General features: G+C 66.1%; 14 protein-coding genes and 2 pseudogenes. 11 read left to right on the top strand and 5 right to left on the bottom strand.

Annotation, left to right across the window (positions count from 1 at the left end; all coding sequences use genetic code 11):
- Positions 1-407: 407 nt before the first annotated feature.
- The 3 genes from WS87_RS19545 (at position 408) to argG (ending at position 4,830) form a co-directional block, all read left to right on the top strand.
- Positions 408-1,940 (top strand): GGDEF domain-containing protein, encoded by a 1,533-nt coding sequence (locus tag WS87_RS19545; RefSeq protein ID WP_059818684.1) that lies wholly within the window; start codon positions 408-410, stop codon positions 1,938-1,940.
- A 153-nt stretch (positions 1,941-2,093) separates the two neighbouring features.
- Positions 2,094-3,164: an FUSC family protein gene (locus WS87_RS19540; RefSeq protein WP_059818683.1), complete on the top strand. Its 1,071-nt coding sequence runs from the start codon at positions 2,094-2,096 to the stop codon at positions 3,162-3,164.
- A 328-nt stretch (positions 3,165-3,492) separates the two neighbouring features.
- A complete protein-coding gene (gene argG / locus WS87_RS19535) occupies positions 3,493-4,830 on the top strand; it encodes an argininosuccinate synthase (protein WP_059531840.1) in 1,338 nt (445 codons plus the stop codon).
- A 113-nt stretch (positions 4,831-4,943) separates the two neighbouring features.
- Here argG and WS87_RS19530 read toward each other — a convergent pair whose 3' ends face one another.
- Entirely contained in the window at positions 4,944-5,747 is an 804-nt protein-coding gene (locus WS87_RS19530) for a hypothetical protein (RefSeq protein WP_059818682.1), read from the bottom strand.
- 460 nt (positions 5,748-6,207) lie between these two features.
- On the opposite strand from WS87_RS19530, the pseudogene WS87_RS19525 reads away from it, so the two are divergent.
- The 4 genes and pseudogenes from WS87_RS19525 to WS87_RS19510 form a co-directional block, all read left to right on the top strand.
- Positions 6,208-6,392: pseudogene (locus WS87_RS19525) on the top strand (LysR substrate-binding domain-containing protein); the annotation flags it as partial.
- A 127-nt stretch (positions 6,393-6,519) separates the two neighbouring features.
- Positions 6,520-7,146 carry a LysE family translocator gene (locus tag WS87_RS19520; protein ID WP_059818681.1) on the top strand — a complete coding sequence of 209 codons (627 nt, stop codon included), beginning with the start codon at positions 6,520-6,522 and terminating at the stop codon, positions 7,144-7,146.
- A 14-nt stretch (positions 7,147-7,160) separates the two neighbouring features.
- Positions 7,161-7,922, top strand: a complete 762-nt coding sequence (locus WS87_RS19515; RefSeq protein ID WP_059818680.1) for a class I SAM-dependent methyltransferase — start codon at positions 7,161-7,163, stop codon at positions 7,920-7,922.
- Positions 7,923-7,972: 50 nt separating this feature from the next.
- The gene (locus WS87_RS19510) at positions 7,973-9,196 is read left to right on the top strand and encodes an RtcB family protein (protein ID WP_059818679.1); all 1,224 of its coding nucleotides are present in this window, start codon (positions 7,973-7,975) and stop codon (positions 9,194-9,196) included.
- Positions 9,197-9,310: 114 nt separating this feature from the next.
- On the opposite strand, the pseudogene WS87_RS19505 reads toward WS87_RS19510, so the two are convergent.
- Positions 9,311-9,445 (bottom strand): annotated as a pseudogene (locus WS87_RS19505) (methyltransferase); the annotation flags it as partial.
- 91 nt (positions 9,446-9,536) lie between these two features.
- On the opposite strand from WS87_RS19505, the gene WS87_RS19500 reads away from it, so the two are divergent.
- Entirely contained in the window at positions 9,537-10,832 is a 1,296-nt protein-coding gene (locus tag WS87_RS19500; RefSeq protein WP_059818677.1) for an O-acetylhomoserine aminocarboxypropyltransferase/cysteine synthase family protein, read from the top strand.
- A gap of 100 nt (positions 10,833-10,932) precedes the next feature.
- Positions 10,933-11,658, top strand: a complete 726-nt coding sequence (locus WS87_RS19495; protein WP_059818676.1) for a ZIP family metal transporter — start codon at positions 10,933-10,935, stop codon at positions 11,656-11,658.
- Positions 11,659-11,668: 10 nt separating this feature from the next.
- Here WS87_RS19495 and WS87_RS19490 read toward each other — a convergent pair whose 3' ends face one another.
- Both WS87_RS19490 and WS87_RS19485 read right to left on the bottom strand, forming a co-directional pair.
- Complete coding sequence (locus WS87_RS19490) at positions 11,669-12,166, bottom strand: hypothetical protein (RefSeq protein ID WP_236873257.1); 498 nt, start codon at positions 12,164-12,166, stop codon at positions 11,669-11,671.
- Between the two features lie 33 nt (positions 12,167-12,199).
- A complete protein-coding gene (locus tag WS87_RS19485; protein WP_236873266.1) occupies positions 12,200-12,544 on the bottom strand; it encodes a DUF4148 domain-containing protein in 345 nt (114 codons plus the stop codon).
- 246 nt (positions 12,545-12,790) lie between these two features.
- Here WS87_RS19485 and WS87_RS19475 point away from each other — a divergent pair, with 246 nt between their 5' ends.
- Positions 12,791-13,951, top strand: a complete 1,161-nt coding sequence (locus WS87_RS19475; protein WP_059818674.1) for a porin — start codon at positions 12,791-12,793, stop codon at positions 13,949-13,951.
- Positions 13,952-14,156: 205 nt separating this feature from the next.
- Here the strand turns inward: WS87_RS19475 and WS87_RS19470 are convergent, their stop codons facing one another.
- A complete protein-coding gene (locus tag WS87_RS19470; protein WP_236873256.1) occupies positions 14,157-14,405 on the bottom strand; it encodes a hypothetical protein in 249 nt (82 codons plus the stop codon).
- A gap of 294 nt (positions 14,406-14,699) precedes the next feature.
- Between WS87_RS19470 and WS87_RS19465 the strand changes: the two genes are divergently transcribed.
- Complete coding sequence (locus WS87_RS19465; protein WP_059531872.1) at positions 14,700-14,990, top strand: DUF4148 domain-containing protein; 291 nt, start codon at positions 14,700-14,702, stop codon at positions 14,988-14,990.
- Positions 14,991-14,993: the final 3 nt, after the last annotated feature.

The raw sequence follows: 14,993 nt of genomic DNA, 5'->3' as shown, positions 1-14,993 counted from the left end.
CGCAGACGCAGCAGAATCAACAAGTTGGATGCGGCGCGGCGACGAGACGGCGGCACGGCCGCGGGTGGCGCGGCACAGGTCGTGCCATTCGACGGCCATCCGCGATGGCGCACCGTGCAATGCGTAATTGCGCCTGCGCAATCGTCGGATCCTGTATTAAACCGACAAATCGAACGGCATTCATCGCCAATAATCAGACAAAATATCGGCCACCCGTGAATTGATTCAAATCAGTTTGGGCACCTGGTTCACGGTAATGACATGTAATCGTTCCAAATCGTGAACGATGCATGCATGTTTGCATCGCGCGACGAAATTCGGGAATTCGCGAGATAATCCCGATTAATGCGAATTAATCAGTGCGCGGAATCGTCGACGACGCAAATTTCCGCCCCCCGCCCCCGAGGATGAAGCCACACACGCCGCTCGCTGCGCTGCGCCGTCATACCGCGTCGGCCGTGGCACGCATTCTGTCGCCCCGCGGCGTGCTCGTCGCGGGCATCGTGCTGCTGCTGTTCAGCTGGGGGCTCTCGACGTCGCTTTTAATCGAGGCACGCCACGACGCATACGACCATGCGGTCGAAAATGCGCGCAACCTGATGCTGCTGATCGAGCGCGATATTTCCCGCAATATCGAACTGTATGATCTGTCGCTGCAAAACGTCGTCGACGGCCTCGCCGATCCGGAACTGATGGCATTGCCGCCGCACCAGCGTCACCGGCTGCTGTTCGACCGCGCCGCGAGCGGCGCGTATCTCGGCGCCATTTTCGTGATGGATCCGCACGGCAATATCGTGATCGATTCGGCCGCATCGCCGCCGCGGCAAGGCAATTTCGCCGACCGCGAATATTTCGCCGTGCATCGCGACCGGCTCGCACAGGGCCTCTACATCAGCCGGCCCTATGCGTCCCGCCTGCGCGGCGGTGCGCTGACGATCGCGCTCAGCCGACGGATCACGCTGGCCGACGGCCGCTTCGGCGGGATCGTCGTCGGCACGCTCAGCATCGACTACTTCCGCGCGCTGCTCGACGGTCTCGCGGTCGGCAAGCACGGCAGCGCGGCGATCGTCGAGGACAACGGCGTGCTCGTATCCCGCCTGCCGTTCGATGCGCGCGTGGTCGGCCTCGACCTTCACGACTCCCCGCTCTTCATCGAGGCGCAGCGCAGCGGCGAAGGCGCGCTGACCGGCGTCGGCGCGATCGACGGCGTGCGGCGCATCTATGTTTACAAGCATCTCGCGAATCTGCCGCTGATCGTCGACGTCGCGCCCGCCGAGATCGACATCTACGCGTCGTGGCGCCATCGCACGATCTGGACCGCCGTGCTGATGGGCCTGTTTACCGTGTTCATCGCGTGGGGCTCGCTCGCGCTGTCGCGCGAACTCAGGCGCCGGCAGATCGCCGAGTCGAAGCTGTACCGGCTCGCGCACACCGATTCACTGACCGGGCTCGACAACCGCGGCACGTTCGACACGGTGCTCGCGAAGGAAGCGCAGCGCGCGTCGCGCAGCGGCCGCCCGCTGTCGGTGCTGTTCGTCGACGTCGATCATTTCAAGGCGTTCAACGACTATTACGGCCACCTCGCCGGCGACGACGTGCTGCGCCGCGTCGCGCAATCGGCATCGCGCTGCCTGCGCCGCGACAGCGACCACGTCGCGCGCTACGGCGGCGAGGAATTCGTCGTCACGCTGCCCGACACCGATGCGCGGGGTGCTGCGACCGTCGCCGAAGGGATCCGCCGCGCGATCGCCGGGCTCGACATCGCGCACGGCCGCAGCCCGTATGGGCACGTGACGGCGAGCATCGGCGCCGCGACCGCCACAGGCGGGCGCGTCAACGCCGCGACGCTGCTGCGGCAGGCCGACGAGGCGCTGTACCGCGCGAAGTCCGGCGGACGCAATCGCGTGTCGCACGCCGAGGCAAGCACGGCCGACGCGTGACGCGGCCGCCGCCGGGGCACCCGCGCCGCGCCGCCGTGGACAGCCCGCGCGCGTTCGGCTAGCGTTACGTCAGCTGCGCGTGCGGCGCGGCGCCGGCCCGCGCTGGCCGCCCGCGTGTATTCCGGCCACCCCGCCGGCCACCCCCGCACCGTCATGACCGCCCAGCTCCCTGCCCGACTGCCGCCGCTCCTGCGCCACGCCCTCCGTCCCCTGCTGGACCCTTACCGCCGCTACCGGCACGCGAAGCTGATCCATGCGGCGCGCGTCGCGCTCGCGATCCTCGTGTCGATCGCGTTGTCCACCGGGCTGCGCGTGCCGCACGGCGAATGGTCGACGATCACCGTGCTGATCGTCGTCGGCGGGCTGCAGCACCACGGCAACATCCGCAAGAAGGCGGCCGAGCGCGCGCTCGGCACGTCGATCGGCGCGCTCGCGGGGCTCGGGTTGATCCTGCTCTACTCCGTCCTGCACGCGCCGCTCGCGATCTACCTGCTGATGGCGATCGCGTGCGGGGTCTGCGCCTATCACGCGATCGGCAAGGCCGGCTACATCGCGCTGCTGTCGGCGATCACGATGGTGATCGTCGCCGGGCACGGCGACAACGAGATCGTCGACGGCCTGTGGCGCGCGGTGAACGTGCTGGCCGGCATCGCGATCGCGCTGGCGTTCTCGTTCGCGCTGCCGCTCTACGCGACCTACTCGTGGCGCTACAAGCTGGCCGACGCGCTGCGCGCGTGCGCGGCCGTGCATACGCGCCTCGCGGGCGACCGCCATGTGAGCGACGACGCGCACCTGAAGGAAATGGCCGCGCTGAGCGCGCTGCTGGTGCAGCTGCGTTCGCTGATGCCGTCGGTGTCGAAGGAATGCGAGATCTCGGTCACGCACCTCGAGGCGATCCAGCGCAGCCTGCGTCTGTGCATCGGCTACCTGGAGATCCTGTCGAGCATGGTCCCGGCCCGCGACGACCTGGCTGCCCGCGAATACATGCGCAGCGACATGAAGGCCGTGAACCGGCGCATCCGCGATACGCTCGTCGGCGCGAGCCGCGCGCTCAAGTTCGGCACGCCGAGCCGGCTCGCGGCCCGCCGCCGGCCGGCCGAGCCGCCGCACGACCTGCCTCCGCCGCAGTTGTCGGGCTACGTGTCGATCACGGCCAAGCTGGCCGGCGAAGTGGATCAGTTGCGCGAGAAACTGCTCGATACCGCGCAGGCGTGGAATATCTGAAGACCGGCGGATGGCGGGAAACGCCGGCAATACTTTCAAATATCTTTCATGAAGACGGACCGGCATCCCGTCGACGGCGACCGTGCCCGTCGGCCGATCCGGCCCCGGAAACCGGGCCTGCGCGCCGCCGCGTTTCCGCCGGTTTCGACAGCCGCCCGCGGCCGGTTCCCGCCGGATTCTCCGGCCGGTTAACCGCCGCCGGGCCCGCCGCGACAGGCCCGACGACGTATTGGCGCGAAAATCAGGTCTTGCCCCAACTTCCCGGACAGCCGATACTCGCATATTCCGCGAAATACGATCCCACCGGCTTCAATCCACGGTAATTCCTATGAGCACGATTCTCGAAAGCCTCCCGACCGGCCAGAAGGTCGGTATCGCCTTCTCCGGCGGCCTGGACACCAGCGCCGCGCTGCACTGGATGAAACTGAAGGGCGCCGTCCCGTACGCATATACGGCGAACCTCGGCCAGCCCGACGAAGACGATTACGACGCGATCCCGAAACGCGCGATCGAATACGGCGCAGCCGGCGCCCGCCTGATCGACTGCCGCGCGCAGCTCGTCGCCGAAGGCATCGCCGCGCTGCAAAGCGGCGCGTTCCACATCACGACGGCCGGCGTCACGTATTTCAACACGACGCCGATCGGCCGCGCCGTGACGGGCACGATGCTCGTCGCCGCGATGAAGGAAGACGGCGTCAACATCTGGGGCGACGGCAGCACGTACAAGGGCAACGACATCGAGCGCTTCTACCGCTACGGCCTGCTCGTGAACCCGGATCTGAAGATCTACAAGCCGTGGCTCGACCAGACGTTCATCGACGAGCTCGGCGGCCGTGCCGAAATGTCCGAATTCATGAACCAGGCCGGCTTCGCATACAAGATGTCGGCCGAGAAGGCGTATTCGACCGACTCGAACCTGCTCGGCGCGACGCACGAGGCGAAGGATCTGGAAAGCCTCGAAAGCGGCATCAAGATCGTGAACCCGATCATGGGCGTCGCGTTCTGGCGCGACGACGTGAAGATCGCCGCCGAGGAAGTGACGGTGCGCTTCGAAGCGGGCCAGCCGGTCGCGCTGAACGGCGTCGAGTTCAAGGACCAGGTCGAGCTGCTGCTCGAGGCGAACCGCATCGGCGGCCGCCACGGCCTCGGCATGAGCGACCAGATCGAGAACCGCATCATCGAGGCGAAGAGCCGCGGCATCTATGAAGCCCCGGGCCTCGCGCTGCTGTACATCGCGTACGAGCGTCTCGTCACCGGCATCCACAACGAAGACACGATCGAGCAGTACCGCGAGAACGGCCGCCGTCTCGGCCGCCTGCTGTACCAGGGCCGCTGGTTCGACCCGCAGGCGATCATGCTGCGCGAAACGGCACAGCGCTGGGTCGCGCGCGCGATCACCGGCGAAGTGAAGATCGAACTGCGCCGCGGCAACGACTACTCGATCCTGAGCACGAAGTCGCCGAACCTCACGTATCAGCCGGAACGCCTGTCGATGGAGAAGGTGGCATCGACGTTCTCGCCGCGCGACCGGATCGGCCAGCTGACGATGCGCAACCTCGACATCACCGATACGCGCGACAAGCTGCGCGTGTATTCGCAAGTCGGCCTGCTGACGCCGGGTGAAGCTTCGGCGCTGCCGCAGATCAAGAGCGACAGCGGCGAGTAAGCAAGCCGTTTTCGCGGGCAGCCGGGCGGCATGAAAACCGCCCGGCTGCGTGCAGCACTTCCTTCCCTCCCCCTTCAGGCACGGCCGGATCCAGACCAGCCGTCGCGTCATGGTCATTTCGATGCCGTGGCCGTCCCGGTCGCGGTCGTCGTCATCGCGGTAGAAGCAGTCGCAGTTGCCTGCGCCGGCGCCGGCGTGCGGGCCAGATCCTGACCGATCGTGTCCACGACCGACTTCTCGCACGACTTGATCCCTTCCACCGACTTGTCGAAATTCTTCTCGAGATCGCTGAAGCTGCCGTACGTATAAGCGAAATCGCTGTCGATGTGGACGCTGTTCGACTTGATGTCGTAGCCGCATGCGAACGTCTTGTAATAGATGTCCTGCTTCGTCTTCGCGTCGAGAATGCGCGCGCGGACGACCACCCACGGAATGTAATCGGGCTCGGTCGGCGGCGAGATATAGCCGAACGACGTAAACCAGACGTTCATGATGGCATCCGCGTCGGTCTGGATCGCGGAGTAGTCGTCCGACTTGCCGTCGTCGCTGAGCTTCACTTTCTGGCCGTCCAGCTTCACGACCTGATAGCCGTTGCTGGTGAGGCGGCCGGTGACGCCGTCCACGATGTCCGGTGCGAACACGATCTTGCCGGCCGCCACGTGATCCGTGTAGGTGCTCGAATGGCTCGCATTGACGGCGGCTTGCGCGAGCGCGCCGATCAGGCCGAACCCGCCCGCCGCGCCGCCAAGATTGATGACCGCGACACGCTTCGGCTCGTTGACTTCGAGGATCGCGATCGAATGCAGTTTCTGACGTGCTTCGGGTTTCATGTCGGTGTTCGGCAACGTGACGCAGCCGGAAAGCAGCGTCACGAGCAGGCCGCAAGCGAACAGGGTGGCTTTGGATGAGTTCTTCATGAGGTGTGTGGCTTTTTGTTGTTGACGGAACGTTTTCGCCGGGCCGTCGCACGTGGCGCGTCCAGGTGCTGCGTGCGAGTCGGCCGTACGCTTATTGTTTGATGACCTGACCGCAGGCGATGAAGCTGTAACCGGCCGCTCGCGGCACGTACGGGATCGAGCACTGGAAGCCGTGGGTTCCCGTGATCGACATGAACATGATTGCGGCGCGTCCAGACAGCGGAACGCCTGCCGGCAGCTGTCGTGCGGCTTGGTAATACTTTGGTGCGCTACCGAGAAAGGGTAACGGCGGGGCTTGATGTTTCTTTAGGGCTCGCTATCGAACAATTTTTCTAATCGTTTCGATATTACAAACAGGTTTCTGCACGCGCGTTCCATGCGGCTCGTCGTCTTCGTATCGGGCGCGGTATGAACGCCGGCCCGTGCGCCCGAGTGTCTCTACAGCCGCACGGCTCCCGCGCACGGGATCCTGATGCGCGCCGAATGGGATATCCGCGCTATCTGGCGGACGGGCGCCTCGTCGTCGTGCTGCCGGATTACGAGACGCCGAGCGCGGCCATCTATGCGGTGTATGCGCAGCGGCATCAGATGTCCGCGCGGATACGGGCGTTCGTGGATTTTCTGGCGGGGGAGCCGGGCGGCTGAAGGCCGGCGGCCGGCGCAAGCATCGATGCCCGAAACGCTGATATTCTGGCGAATCGAGCAGTGAATGATCGGAACATTCGCGCCGCCGCGTCGTCCCCCGCGCTGCGCCAACCTTGCCGGAGCCGCCATGTTCGACCTGACCACGCTGACCACCTTCACCGCTGTCGTCCTGGGTCTGTTCCTGATTCCCGGCCCCGCCGTGCTGCTCGTGCTGAGCCGCACCGTGCAGGGCGGCCGCAGGACCGGCATCCTGACCGGGCTCGGCGTCGCGAGCGGCGACTTCGTGCACACGCTGTTCGCGGCGGTCGGGCTGTCGGCGCTGCTGATGACGTCGGCGCTCGCGTTCAACGTCGTGAAGCTGGTCGGCGCCGCGTACCTGATCTACCTCGGCGTGCGTGCGCTGCTCGACAGGCCGTCCGACCCGTCGCTGCCGAAAGTGTCGCCCGTCACGCCGCTGAAGGCATACCTGCAGGCGATTCCCGCCGAAGTGCTGAACCCGAAGACCGCGCTGTTCTTCCTCGCATTCATGCCGCAGTTCGTGCATCCGGAACGCGGCTCGACGTTCGTGCAGTTCGCGGTGCTCGGGCTGATCTTCGTCGTGCTCAGCTCGCTCTACACGACGCTGATCGCGTGCTCGATCCGCCCGCTCGGCCGCCTCGTGAAGCGGCTTGCGCGGCTCACGCGCTGGCAGGGGAAGATCATCGGTTCGATCTTCATCGCGCTCGGGCTGCGCGTCGCGGTCCAGCAACGCTGACGCGCGCGTTTCGCATGGCGTCCGACGCGGCAACCGCCGGCGAAATCCTCTATACCGACCCGCGCCTCGTCGCGGTCTACGACCGGTTCAACGCAGGCGATCGCGACTTCGCGTTCTACGCATCGCGCATCGGCACCGCACGGCAGCGGATTCTCGATCTCGGCTGCGGCACCGGCACGTTCGCGCGCCGGCTCGCGGCGGCCGGGCACGACGTCGTCGCGATCGATCCCGCGCCCGCGATGATCGACCATGCGCGACGCCAGCCTGGCGCCGGCGCGGTCGGCTGGCTCGCGTGCGATCTCGGCAGCCTGCCGCCCGGCGCGCCATTCGATGCCGTCGTGATGACCGGACACGCATTCCAGTGCCTGCTGACCGACGCGGACATCGACGCGACGCTGCACGGCGTGCGGCGCGTGCTGGCCGACGGCGGCCGCTTCCTGTTCGACACCCGCAACCCGCGTGTCGAGCCGTGGCGTGGCTGGACGCCGCAGGCGTCCGCGTCCCGCATCGATTCGCCCGAGTTCGGCAGCGTCGAGCTGCACCATGCGGTCACCGCGGTCGAGGGCCCGATCGTGTCGTTCGACACGGTCTACCACTTTCAGCGCGACAATACGCGGATGAAGAACGCGAGCCGGCTGCGCTTCATCGCGCAGCCCGACCTGCGGGCGCGCGTGGCGGCCGCCGGCTTCACGTCGGCGGAATGGTGCGGCGACTGGCACGGCGCGCCGTTCGACGACGCGGCCAGCGCGGAGATCATCGCGATCTGCCGCGCGTGAGCGGTTGAACGCCGCGCCGGACGCGAATAGTGGAATGAAGGGTGAAGCAAATGAGTAGCGACGAATTCCAGGTGATGGAATTGTCGAACGGCAAACCGGTGAAGATGTGGACGCAAGGCGTCGCGGTCGAGGACGACGCGCGCGCGCAGTTGCGCAACACCGCGCAGATGCCGTTCATCTTCAGGCACGTCGCGGTGATGCCGGACGTCCACCTCGGCAAGGGCTCGACGATCGGCAGCGTGATTCCGACGAAAGGCGCGATCATTCCGGCCGCGGTCGGCGTCGATATCGGCTGCGGGATGATGGCAGCGCGCACGACGCTCACGGCAGCGGACCTGCCGGACTCGCTCGGCGGGCTGCGCGGCGCGATCGAACGCGCGGTGCCGCACGGCCGCGTGCCGGGGCGCCGCGATCCCGGAGCATGGGGCGATCGCACGCCGCCCGCCGTGACCGAGTCGTGGAAGTCGCTGCTGCCGGGCTTTCAGCGGATCGTCGACAAGTATCCGAAACTGGAGAAGACGAACCACCGTGCGCATCTGGGTACGCTCGGCACGGGCAACCATTTCATCGAGGTGTGCATCGACGAGGCCGGACGCGTGTGGTTCATGCTGCACAGCGGCTCGCGCGGCGTCGGCAACGCGATCGGCAGCCTGTTCATCGAGCTCGCGCAGGCCGACATGCGGCAGCACATCGCGAACCTGCCGGATCGCAATCTGGCGTATTTCACCGAGGGCAGCCGCCACTTCGACGATTACGTCGAGGCGGTCGGCTGGGCACAGGACTACGCGCGCCGCAACCGGCAGGCGATGATGGATGCGGTGATCGGCGCGACGCGCGGCGTGATCGCGAAACCGTTCGCGCTCGACGAGCACGCGGTGAACTGCCACCACAACTACGTGCAGCGCGAACGCCACTTCGGCGAGGACGTGCTCGTGACCCGCAAGGGCGCGGTGTCCGCGCAGAAGGGGCAGCTCGGGATCATTCCGGGCTCGATGGGCGCGAAGAGCTTCATCGTGCGCGGGCTCGGCAATCCGGAGAGTTTCTGTTCGTGCAGCCACGGCGCCGGACGCTCGATGAGCCGAACCGAGGCGAAGCGCCGCTTCACGGTCGACGACCAGGTGAGCGCGACGCGCGGCGTCGAATGCCGGAAGGACGCGGGTGTCATCGACGAGATCCCGATGGCCTACAAGGACATCGACGCGGTGATGGCGGCGCAGCGCAGCCTCGTCGAAGTGGTGCACACGCTGCGTCAGGTGGTCTGCGTGAAAGGATAGCGCGGCGCGCGCAATGAAAGTCGGTAGCCGCAACCGTATCGCACGGCCCGCCGACGATCGCGCTGACGCATCGCCGTCACGTCACGCGCCGACGATCGAGATCGAAAACCCGTCCCAGCCGCCGAGCGTGCCGACTTCGAGAATGCGCCGGGCTCCGCGAATCGTCGCGAGCAGTTGCAGCAGCTTGCCCTGGTTCGGCGCGACGTTGATCGCGTGCAGCCCGGCCAAGTCGCTCGCCGCGAGCGCGGCGGCCCCATAAGCAACCAACCATTCGTTCTAAAGGCGGCAGCGCACCTGCTCCTATAATCGCTCGACCACGACAACAACAGACGGAGCACCCATGACCGATCAGGCCACTTCGAACTGGCGACTCGAAACCATCGCCGTGCACGGCGGTTATCGTCCCGACCCGACCACGCGCGCGGTCGCGGTGCCGATCTACCAGACCGTTGCGTACGCATTCGACGACACGCAGCACGGCGCGGACCTGTTCGACCTGAAGGTCCAGGGCAACATCTACACGCGAATCATGAACCCGACGACGGACGTGCTCGAGCAGCGGATCGCCGCGCTCGAGGGCGGCATCGGCGCGCTCGCGCTGGCGTCGGGCCAGGCGGCCGTCACGTACGCGATCCAGACGATCGCCGAAGCCGGCGACAACATCGTGTCCGCCAGTTCGCTGTACGGCGGCACCTACAACCTGTTCGCGCATACGCTGCCGCAATACGGCATCACGACGCGCTTCGCCGATCCGCGCGACCCGGCGTCGTTCGAGCCGCTGATCGACGCACGCACGAAGGCGATCTTCGCGGAATCGGTCGGCAACCCGCTCGGCAACGTGACCGATATCGCCGCGCTCGCGGAAGTCGCGCATCGTCACGGGATCCCGCTGATCGTCGACAACACGGTGCCGTCGCCGTATCTGCTTCGCCCGTTCGAACACGGCGCGGATATCGTCGTGCATTCGCTGACGAAGTATCTCGGCGGCCACGGCACGAGCCTCGGCGGCGCGATCGTCGATTCGGGCAAGTTCCCGTGGGCGCAGCACGCGGACCGCTTCAAGCGGCTCAACGAGCCCGACATCAGCTATCACGGCGTCGTGTACACGGAAGCGTTCGGGCCGGCCGCCTACATCGGGCGCGCGCGGGTCGTGCCGCTGCGCAACATGGGCGCGGCGATCTCGCCGTTCAACGCGTTCCAGATCCTGCAGGGCATCGAGACGCTCGCGCTGCGCGTCGAGCGCATCAGCGACAACGCGCTGAAAATCGCGCGGCATCTCGCGCGCCACGAACACGTCGAGTGGGTGAACTACGCAGGGCTGCCCGATCACCCGGATCATCCGCTCGTCGCGCGCTACCTGTCGGGCCGCGCGCCCGGCATCCTGACGTTCGGCGTGAAGGGCGGCCGCGACGGCGGCGCGAAGTTCCAGGACGCGCTGAAGCTGTTCACGCGGCTCGTCAACATCGGCGACACGAAATCGCTCGCGACGCATCCGGCCTCGACGACGCACCGCCAACTGTCGCCGGCCGAACTCGCGAAGGCCGGCGTGAAGGAGGAAACGGTGCGGCTGTCGATCGGCATCGAGCACATCGACGACCTGCTCGCCGATCTCGACCAGGCGCTCGCGCAGCTGTAACCCGAAGCGGGCGTGCCGACACGCCCGCTTCGAATGTCTTGACCTTGAAGCGGCTTCAAGGTGTTCAATCCCCGGTTGATGCTCCACCGCCGAGGCCCACATGACACCGACCGCGAAGCTCGCGCTGCTCACGTTACCGCCGCTGCTGGCGGCTTGCTTCGGCGCGCTCGCCGCCGCATGGCGCGCACCGGGTCCGAAAACGTCGAGCGTCATCCAGCATTTCACCGGCGGCATCGTGTTCGCGGCGGCCGCGCTCGAGCTGCTGCCGCAGGATCGCGCGCACGCGCTGTTTCCGGTCGTCGTCGGCTTCGTGCTCGGCCTCGCGCTGATGCTCGCGATCCGCGCGCTGTCCGGCGCGGTCGAAACGCGCTTCGAGGACGCGCGGCTGCCGGTCAGCCTGATCATCGTCGCCGCGATCGATCTCGTCGTCGACGGTCTCGTCCTCGGCATCGCGTTCTCCGCGAGCGACGAAAGCGGCATCATCCTGACCGTCGCGCTGACGCTCGAGGTGCTGTTCCTCGCGCTGTCGGTCAGTGCGGCGCTGGCTTCGGCAGGTGTCGGCCGCCTGCTCGCGATCGTCGTGTCCGTTGCGCTGGCCGCGTTGCTGAGCATCGCGGCCGTCGTCGGCAATGCGGTGTTCGCGGGGCTGCCGGCGAATCTCTACGCAGCGCTGCTCGGGCTCGGCACGGTCGCGCTGCTCTACCTCGTCACCGAGGAACTGCTGGTCGAGGCGCACGAAGTGCCGGAGACGCCATTTGCAACCGCCGCGTTCTTCATCGGCTTCATCGTGTTCTTCCTGATCGAAGGTTCGGTGAAGGCCGGCTGAAACGCGAGCATCACCACGTCGTCGCGGCGGTCGGATACGTCTCGACGATGCGTGTGCCGTTGACAGGCGTCACGCCTTCGTTGCGCAATGCGGCCCACAGGTCGATCGCATGCTCGCGCGACTTGCGGCTGCCGTCGTCGGTCAGCACGTTCAGCGCGATCATTTCGTCGCGCGTGGTCAGTTGCAGTTGCTCCTTCAATTTGCGCGACTGATGCGACGCGGTACGCACCTCGCGAAGCATGATCCGCTGCTCGGCGAGCGGCGCCGGCACGGCGCCCGCATCGGCGGGCAGGAACGTGAGCCGCCCGTTCCCGACTTCGCATTGCCCGCGCGTAAACGTCGCGCTCCACTCGCCCGTTGGCACTGCCGCGAACTCGCAGCGCATCCGTTCGCTCGCGCGGCGGCCGACGTCGTGTTCCGGCGCATGCGACAGCGCGCGCTCCGGCCAGCCGGCCGCCGTCGCGGCTGTCGCCGTCAGGCACGCAGTCAGTGCGATCGCTTTCATCATGTTGCGCATCGTCCGTTCCTCCTCGAAAAAATATCAACGCACTGCCAAGCCGTTGTCATGCGCATCGACGACCGGCGCGGATTCGCCGCGATGCACCGTCGCGCGATGGATTTCCTGATTGCGGGCGATGGTGGCCGGGCTCGGCGGATAGTCGTGCTTCGGACTCGGGATCACACCGTCGTGACGGGCGCGCAGCAGCTCCTGGCGCACTTCCTGCCGAGTCCTGGACTGCGCGGTGGCCGACTGCGAGAAAGCGGCGATCGACAGCGCGGCAACGGCGATCGAAATCAGGGGGCGTCGAATGTTCATGAGCTTTGCTCCTTGTCCGGAATGGGTAACGTGAGTTCCAAGATTGATCCGGCGGCGGTGCGCGATCATGAACACGGGATGACGATTTCGTCATCGCACGCCCCGCCCTGAATCGCAGTGCGAAGCAAATCGACGAGATGCTGCGACTCACATGACGCGCGGATGACATTTTTCTCATTTGTCCCTCACCGTCGCGATTCGAACGGTTCCCAGAATCGCTTGCACGTTCGCCATATTCGTCGCCCGCACGCGGAACGCGCGGCGACACGATCGACGGACGCACGAAACGATCAACTCGAACCTCAGGGACCCAACATGAACACTCCAGCTCGGCTCGTCATGCTGTCCGGTGCGCTGCTCACGACCGCCCACGCGGTTCACGCGTCGGAAGTCAGCCTCTACGGCCTGTTCGATACGTCGCTGACGTATGTATGGAACGCCAATGCAGACGGCAAGAATCTTGTCGGCCTGGGCAACGGCAACCTGCTCGGGAACCGCTTCGGCGTGAGAGGCGCGGAAGACCTCGGCGGCGGGCTGAAGGCGATCTTCACGCTGGAGAACGGCTTCAATCCGAATACCGGCGCGCTTGGGCAAGGCAACCGGATGTTCGGCCGGCAAGCGTTCGTCGGTCTCGACAGCTCGCGCTGGGGCACGCTGACGATCGGCCGCCAGTACGACGCGCTTGCCGATGTCGCATGGCCGATTACCGGCGATTTCTACTTCGGCAGCGTGTATGCGACGCCCGGCGACGTCGACAACTACGACACGTCGTCGCGAACCGACAACGCGGTGAAGTACACGTCCCCCGTGATCGCCGGGTTCCAGTTCGTCGGTATGGTTGCGCTCGGCGGCGTGGCCGGCAAGACGGGCGCGGGACAAACTTGGTCGGCCGGGCTTTCGTACAGCAACGGCCCGATCGATGTCGCGGGCGGCTATTACTACGCTGCCAATAAGTCGCCGCTTGCCGACGGCATCCGGACCGGCTGGAACGGCACCTCCGACGGCACGTTCGACGGATCGCTGGTCAACGGCGGCTACGTCTCCGCGAAGTCGATCGGCATTGCACGCGGCGCGTTGCGCTATAGCTTCGCGCCCTTCGCGATCGGCATCGACTACAGCAACGCGCAGTACAAGGCCGATGCGATGTCGGCGTTTCGCAACACGCAGAAATACGATACCGTGCGCGGCTTCTTCAACTATCAGGCGAGCGCGAGCCTGCTCGTCGGCGTCGGCTACAGCTACACGAAAGCCCACGGCGATACGCGCGCGACCTACCATCAGGTGTCAGCCGGCGCGGACTACGTGCTGTCGAAACGCACCGATCTCTATGCGGTCGGCGCGTGGCAACGCGCGAACGGCGAGCAACGCACGCTCGACGGCGGCATGCAGAAGGCGCAGGCGTCGATCGGCTCCTACGGCTACGGCGGCACGCGCACGCAAGGGATCGTCAATCTCGGGCTGCGCCATCGCTTCTGATCGGGGCAGCGGCAACGCGCGGGTACGCGCATGACGAAAATTTCATCTTTCGATCAGGTTCGCGATGCATCGTGTCGCTACCATCGAATGCGTGACGGGCGATGCCCGTTGCAATCCACGCAAGCGGATCGCTGTCGCACGGCACGATCACGCGTTCGGCCCGGACACTGTGAGTGCCGGGCTTTTTTTTCGTCAGTATGACGGATCAAGGCGTGACGTTTCGCTTCGGGAACAGGCACGGGTGCGTCTTCACGTGGAAGTTCGGATTGCCGCAGCGATGTCCCGCATAGTCGATCTGCTCGCCGGGCGTCAGGCCGGCGGGCACCGCATTGCGCACGGCCTTCGGTGCGGACGATCCGACCGTTCCTGCATCGGGACGGGACGAAGCGCAACCGGCAACCAACGGGGCAATCAGCAACGCAAGCAACGACAGGCGAATGGCGGGACGATCCACTGTTTGGTCCGGAATGAAAGTCAAAACGAAGCCGGCCGCCTTCCATGCCGGTGCGGCGAACGGCGCGCATGCCGACGACACCATCGGCCGTCGGCAAGCGACATGCTCCGCTTTCCGTTCATCGCACGCATGACCCGAACATGACGATTACGTCATGTCGGCCAGGGCCCGCACGTTGGATACGCCGCCGCGCAATCTGACGGATTTTTCATCTGCCGATCACGGTCACGCTCGGCTGCTTTCGCATACTGGTTCCATGGATCGCCACCCGGCGGCCTCATCAAGGAGAGCTCCATGAAAACGGTAAAACTCGCTGCCCTGTTCGTCACCGCGACGCTGTCGCTCGGCATCGCCACGCAAGCCGCGTTCGCACAAACGCAAACACAAATGCAGGGCAAGACCCGCGCGGAAGTCATCAACGAACTGAAGCAGGCGCAGCACGACGGCGTGGTGCCGACGAGCAAGACGCAGTACCCGCCGACCGGCGAGATCGTTGCGCGCAACAAGGAGCTTCACGGGATTTCGGTGCATGCCGGCGAGAAGGCGCCGCAGGCCGACAATCACGACAGCCTCGCGACCCGCTGATGC

This window comes from Burkholderia sp. MSMB0856, from assembly GCF_001524645.2.
In the GTDB taxonomy this organism is placed as follows: Bacteria; Pseudomonadota; Gammaproteobacteria; order Burkholderiales; family Burkholderiaceae; genus Burkholderia; species Burkholderia diffusa.
This window is presented reverse-complemented; position numbering and strand designations above follow the sequence as displayed.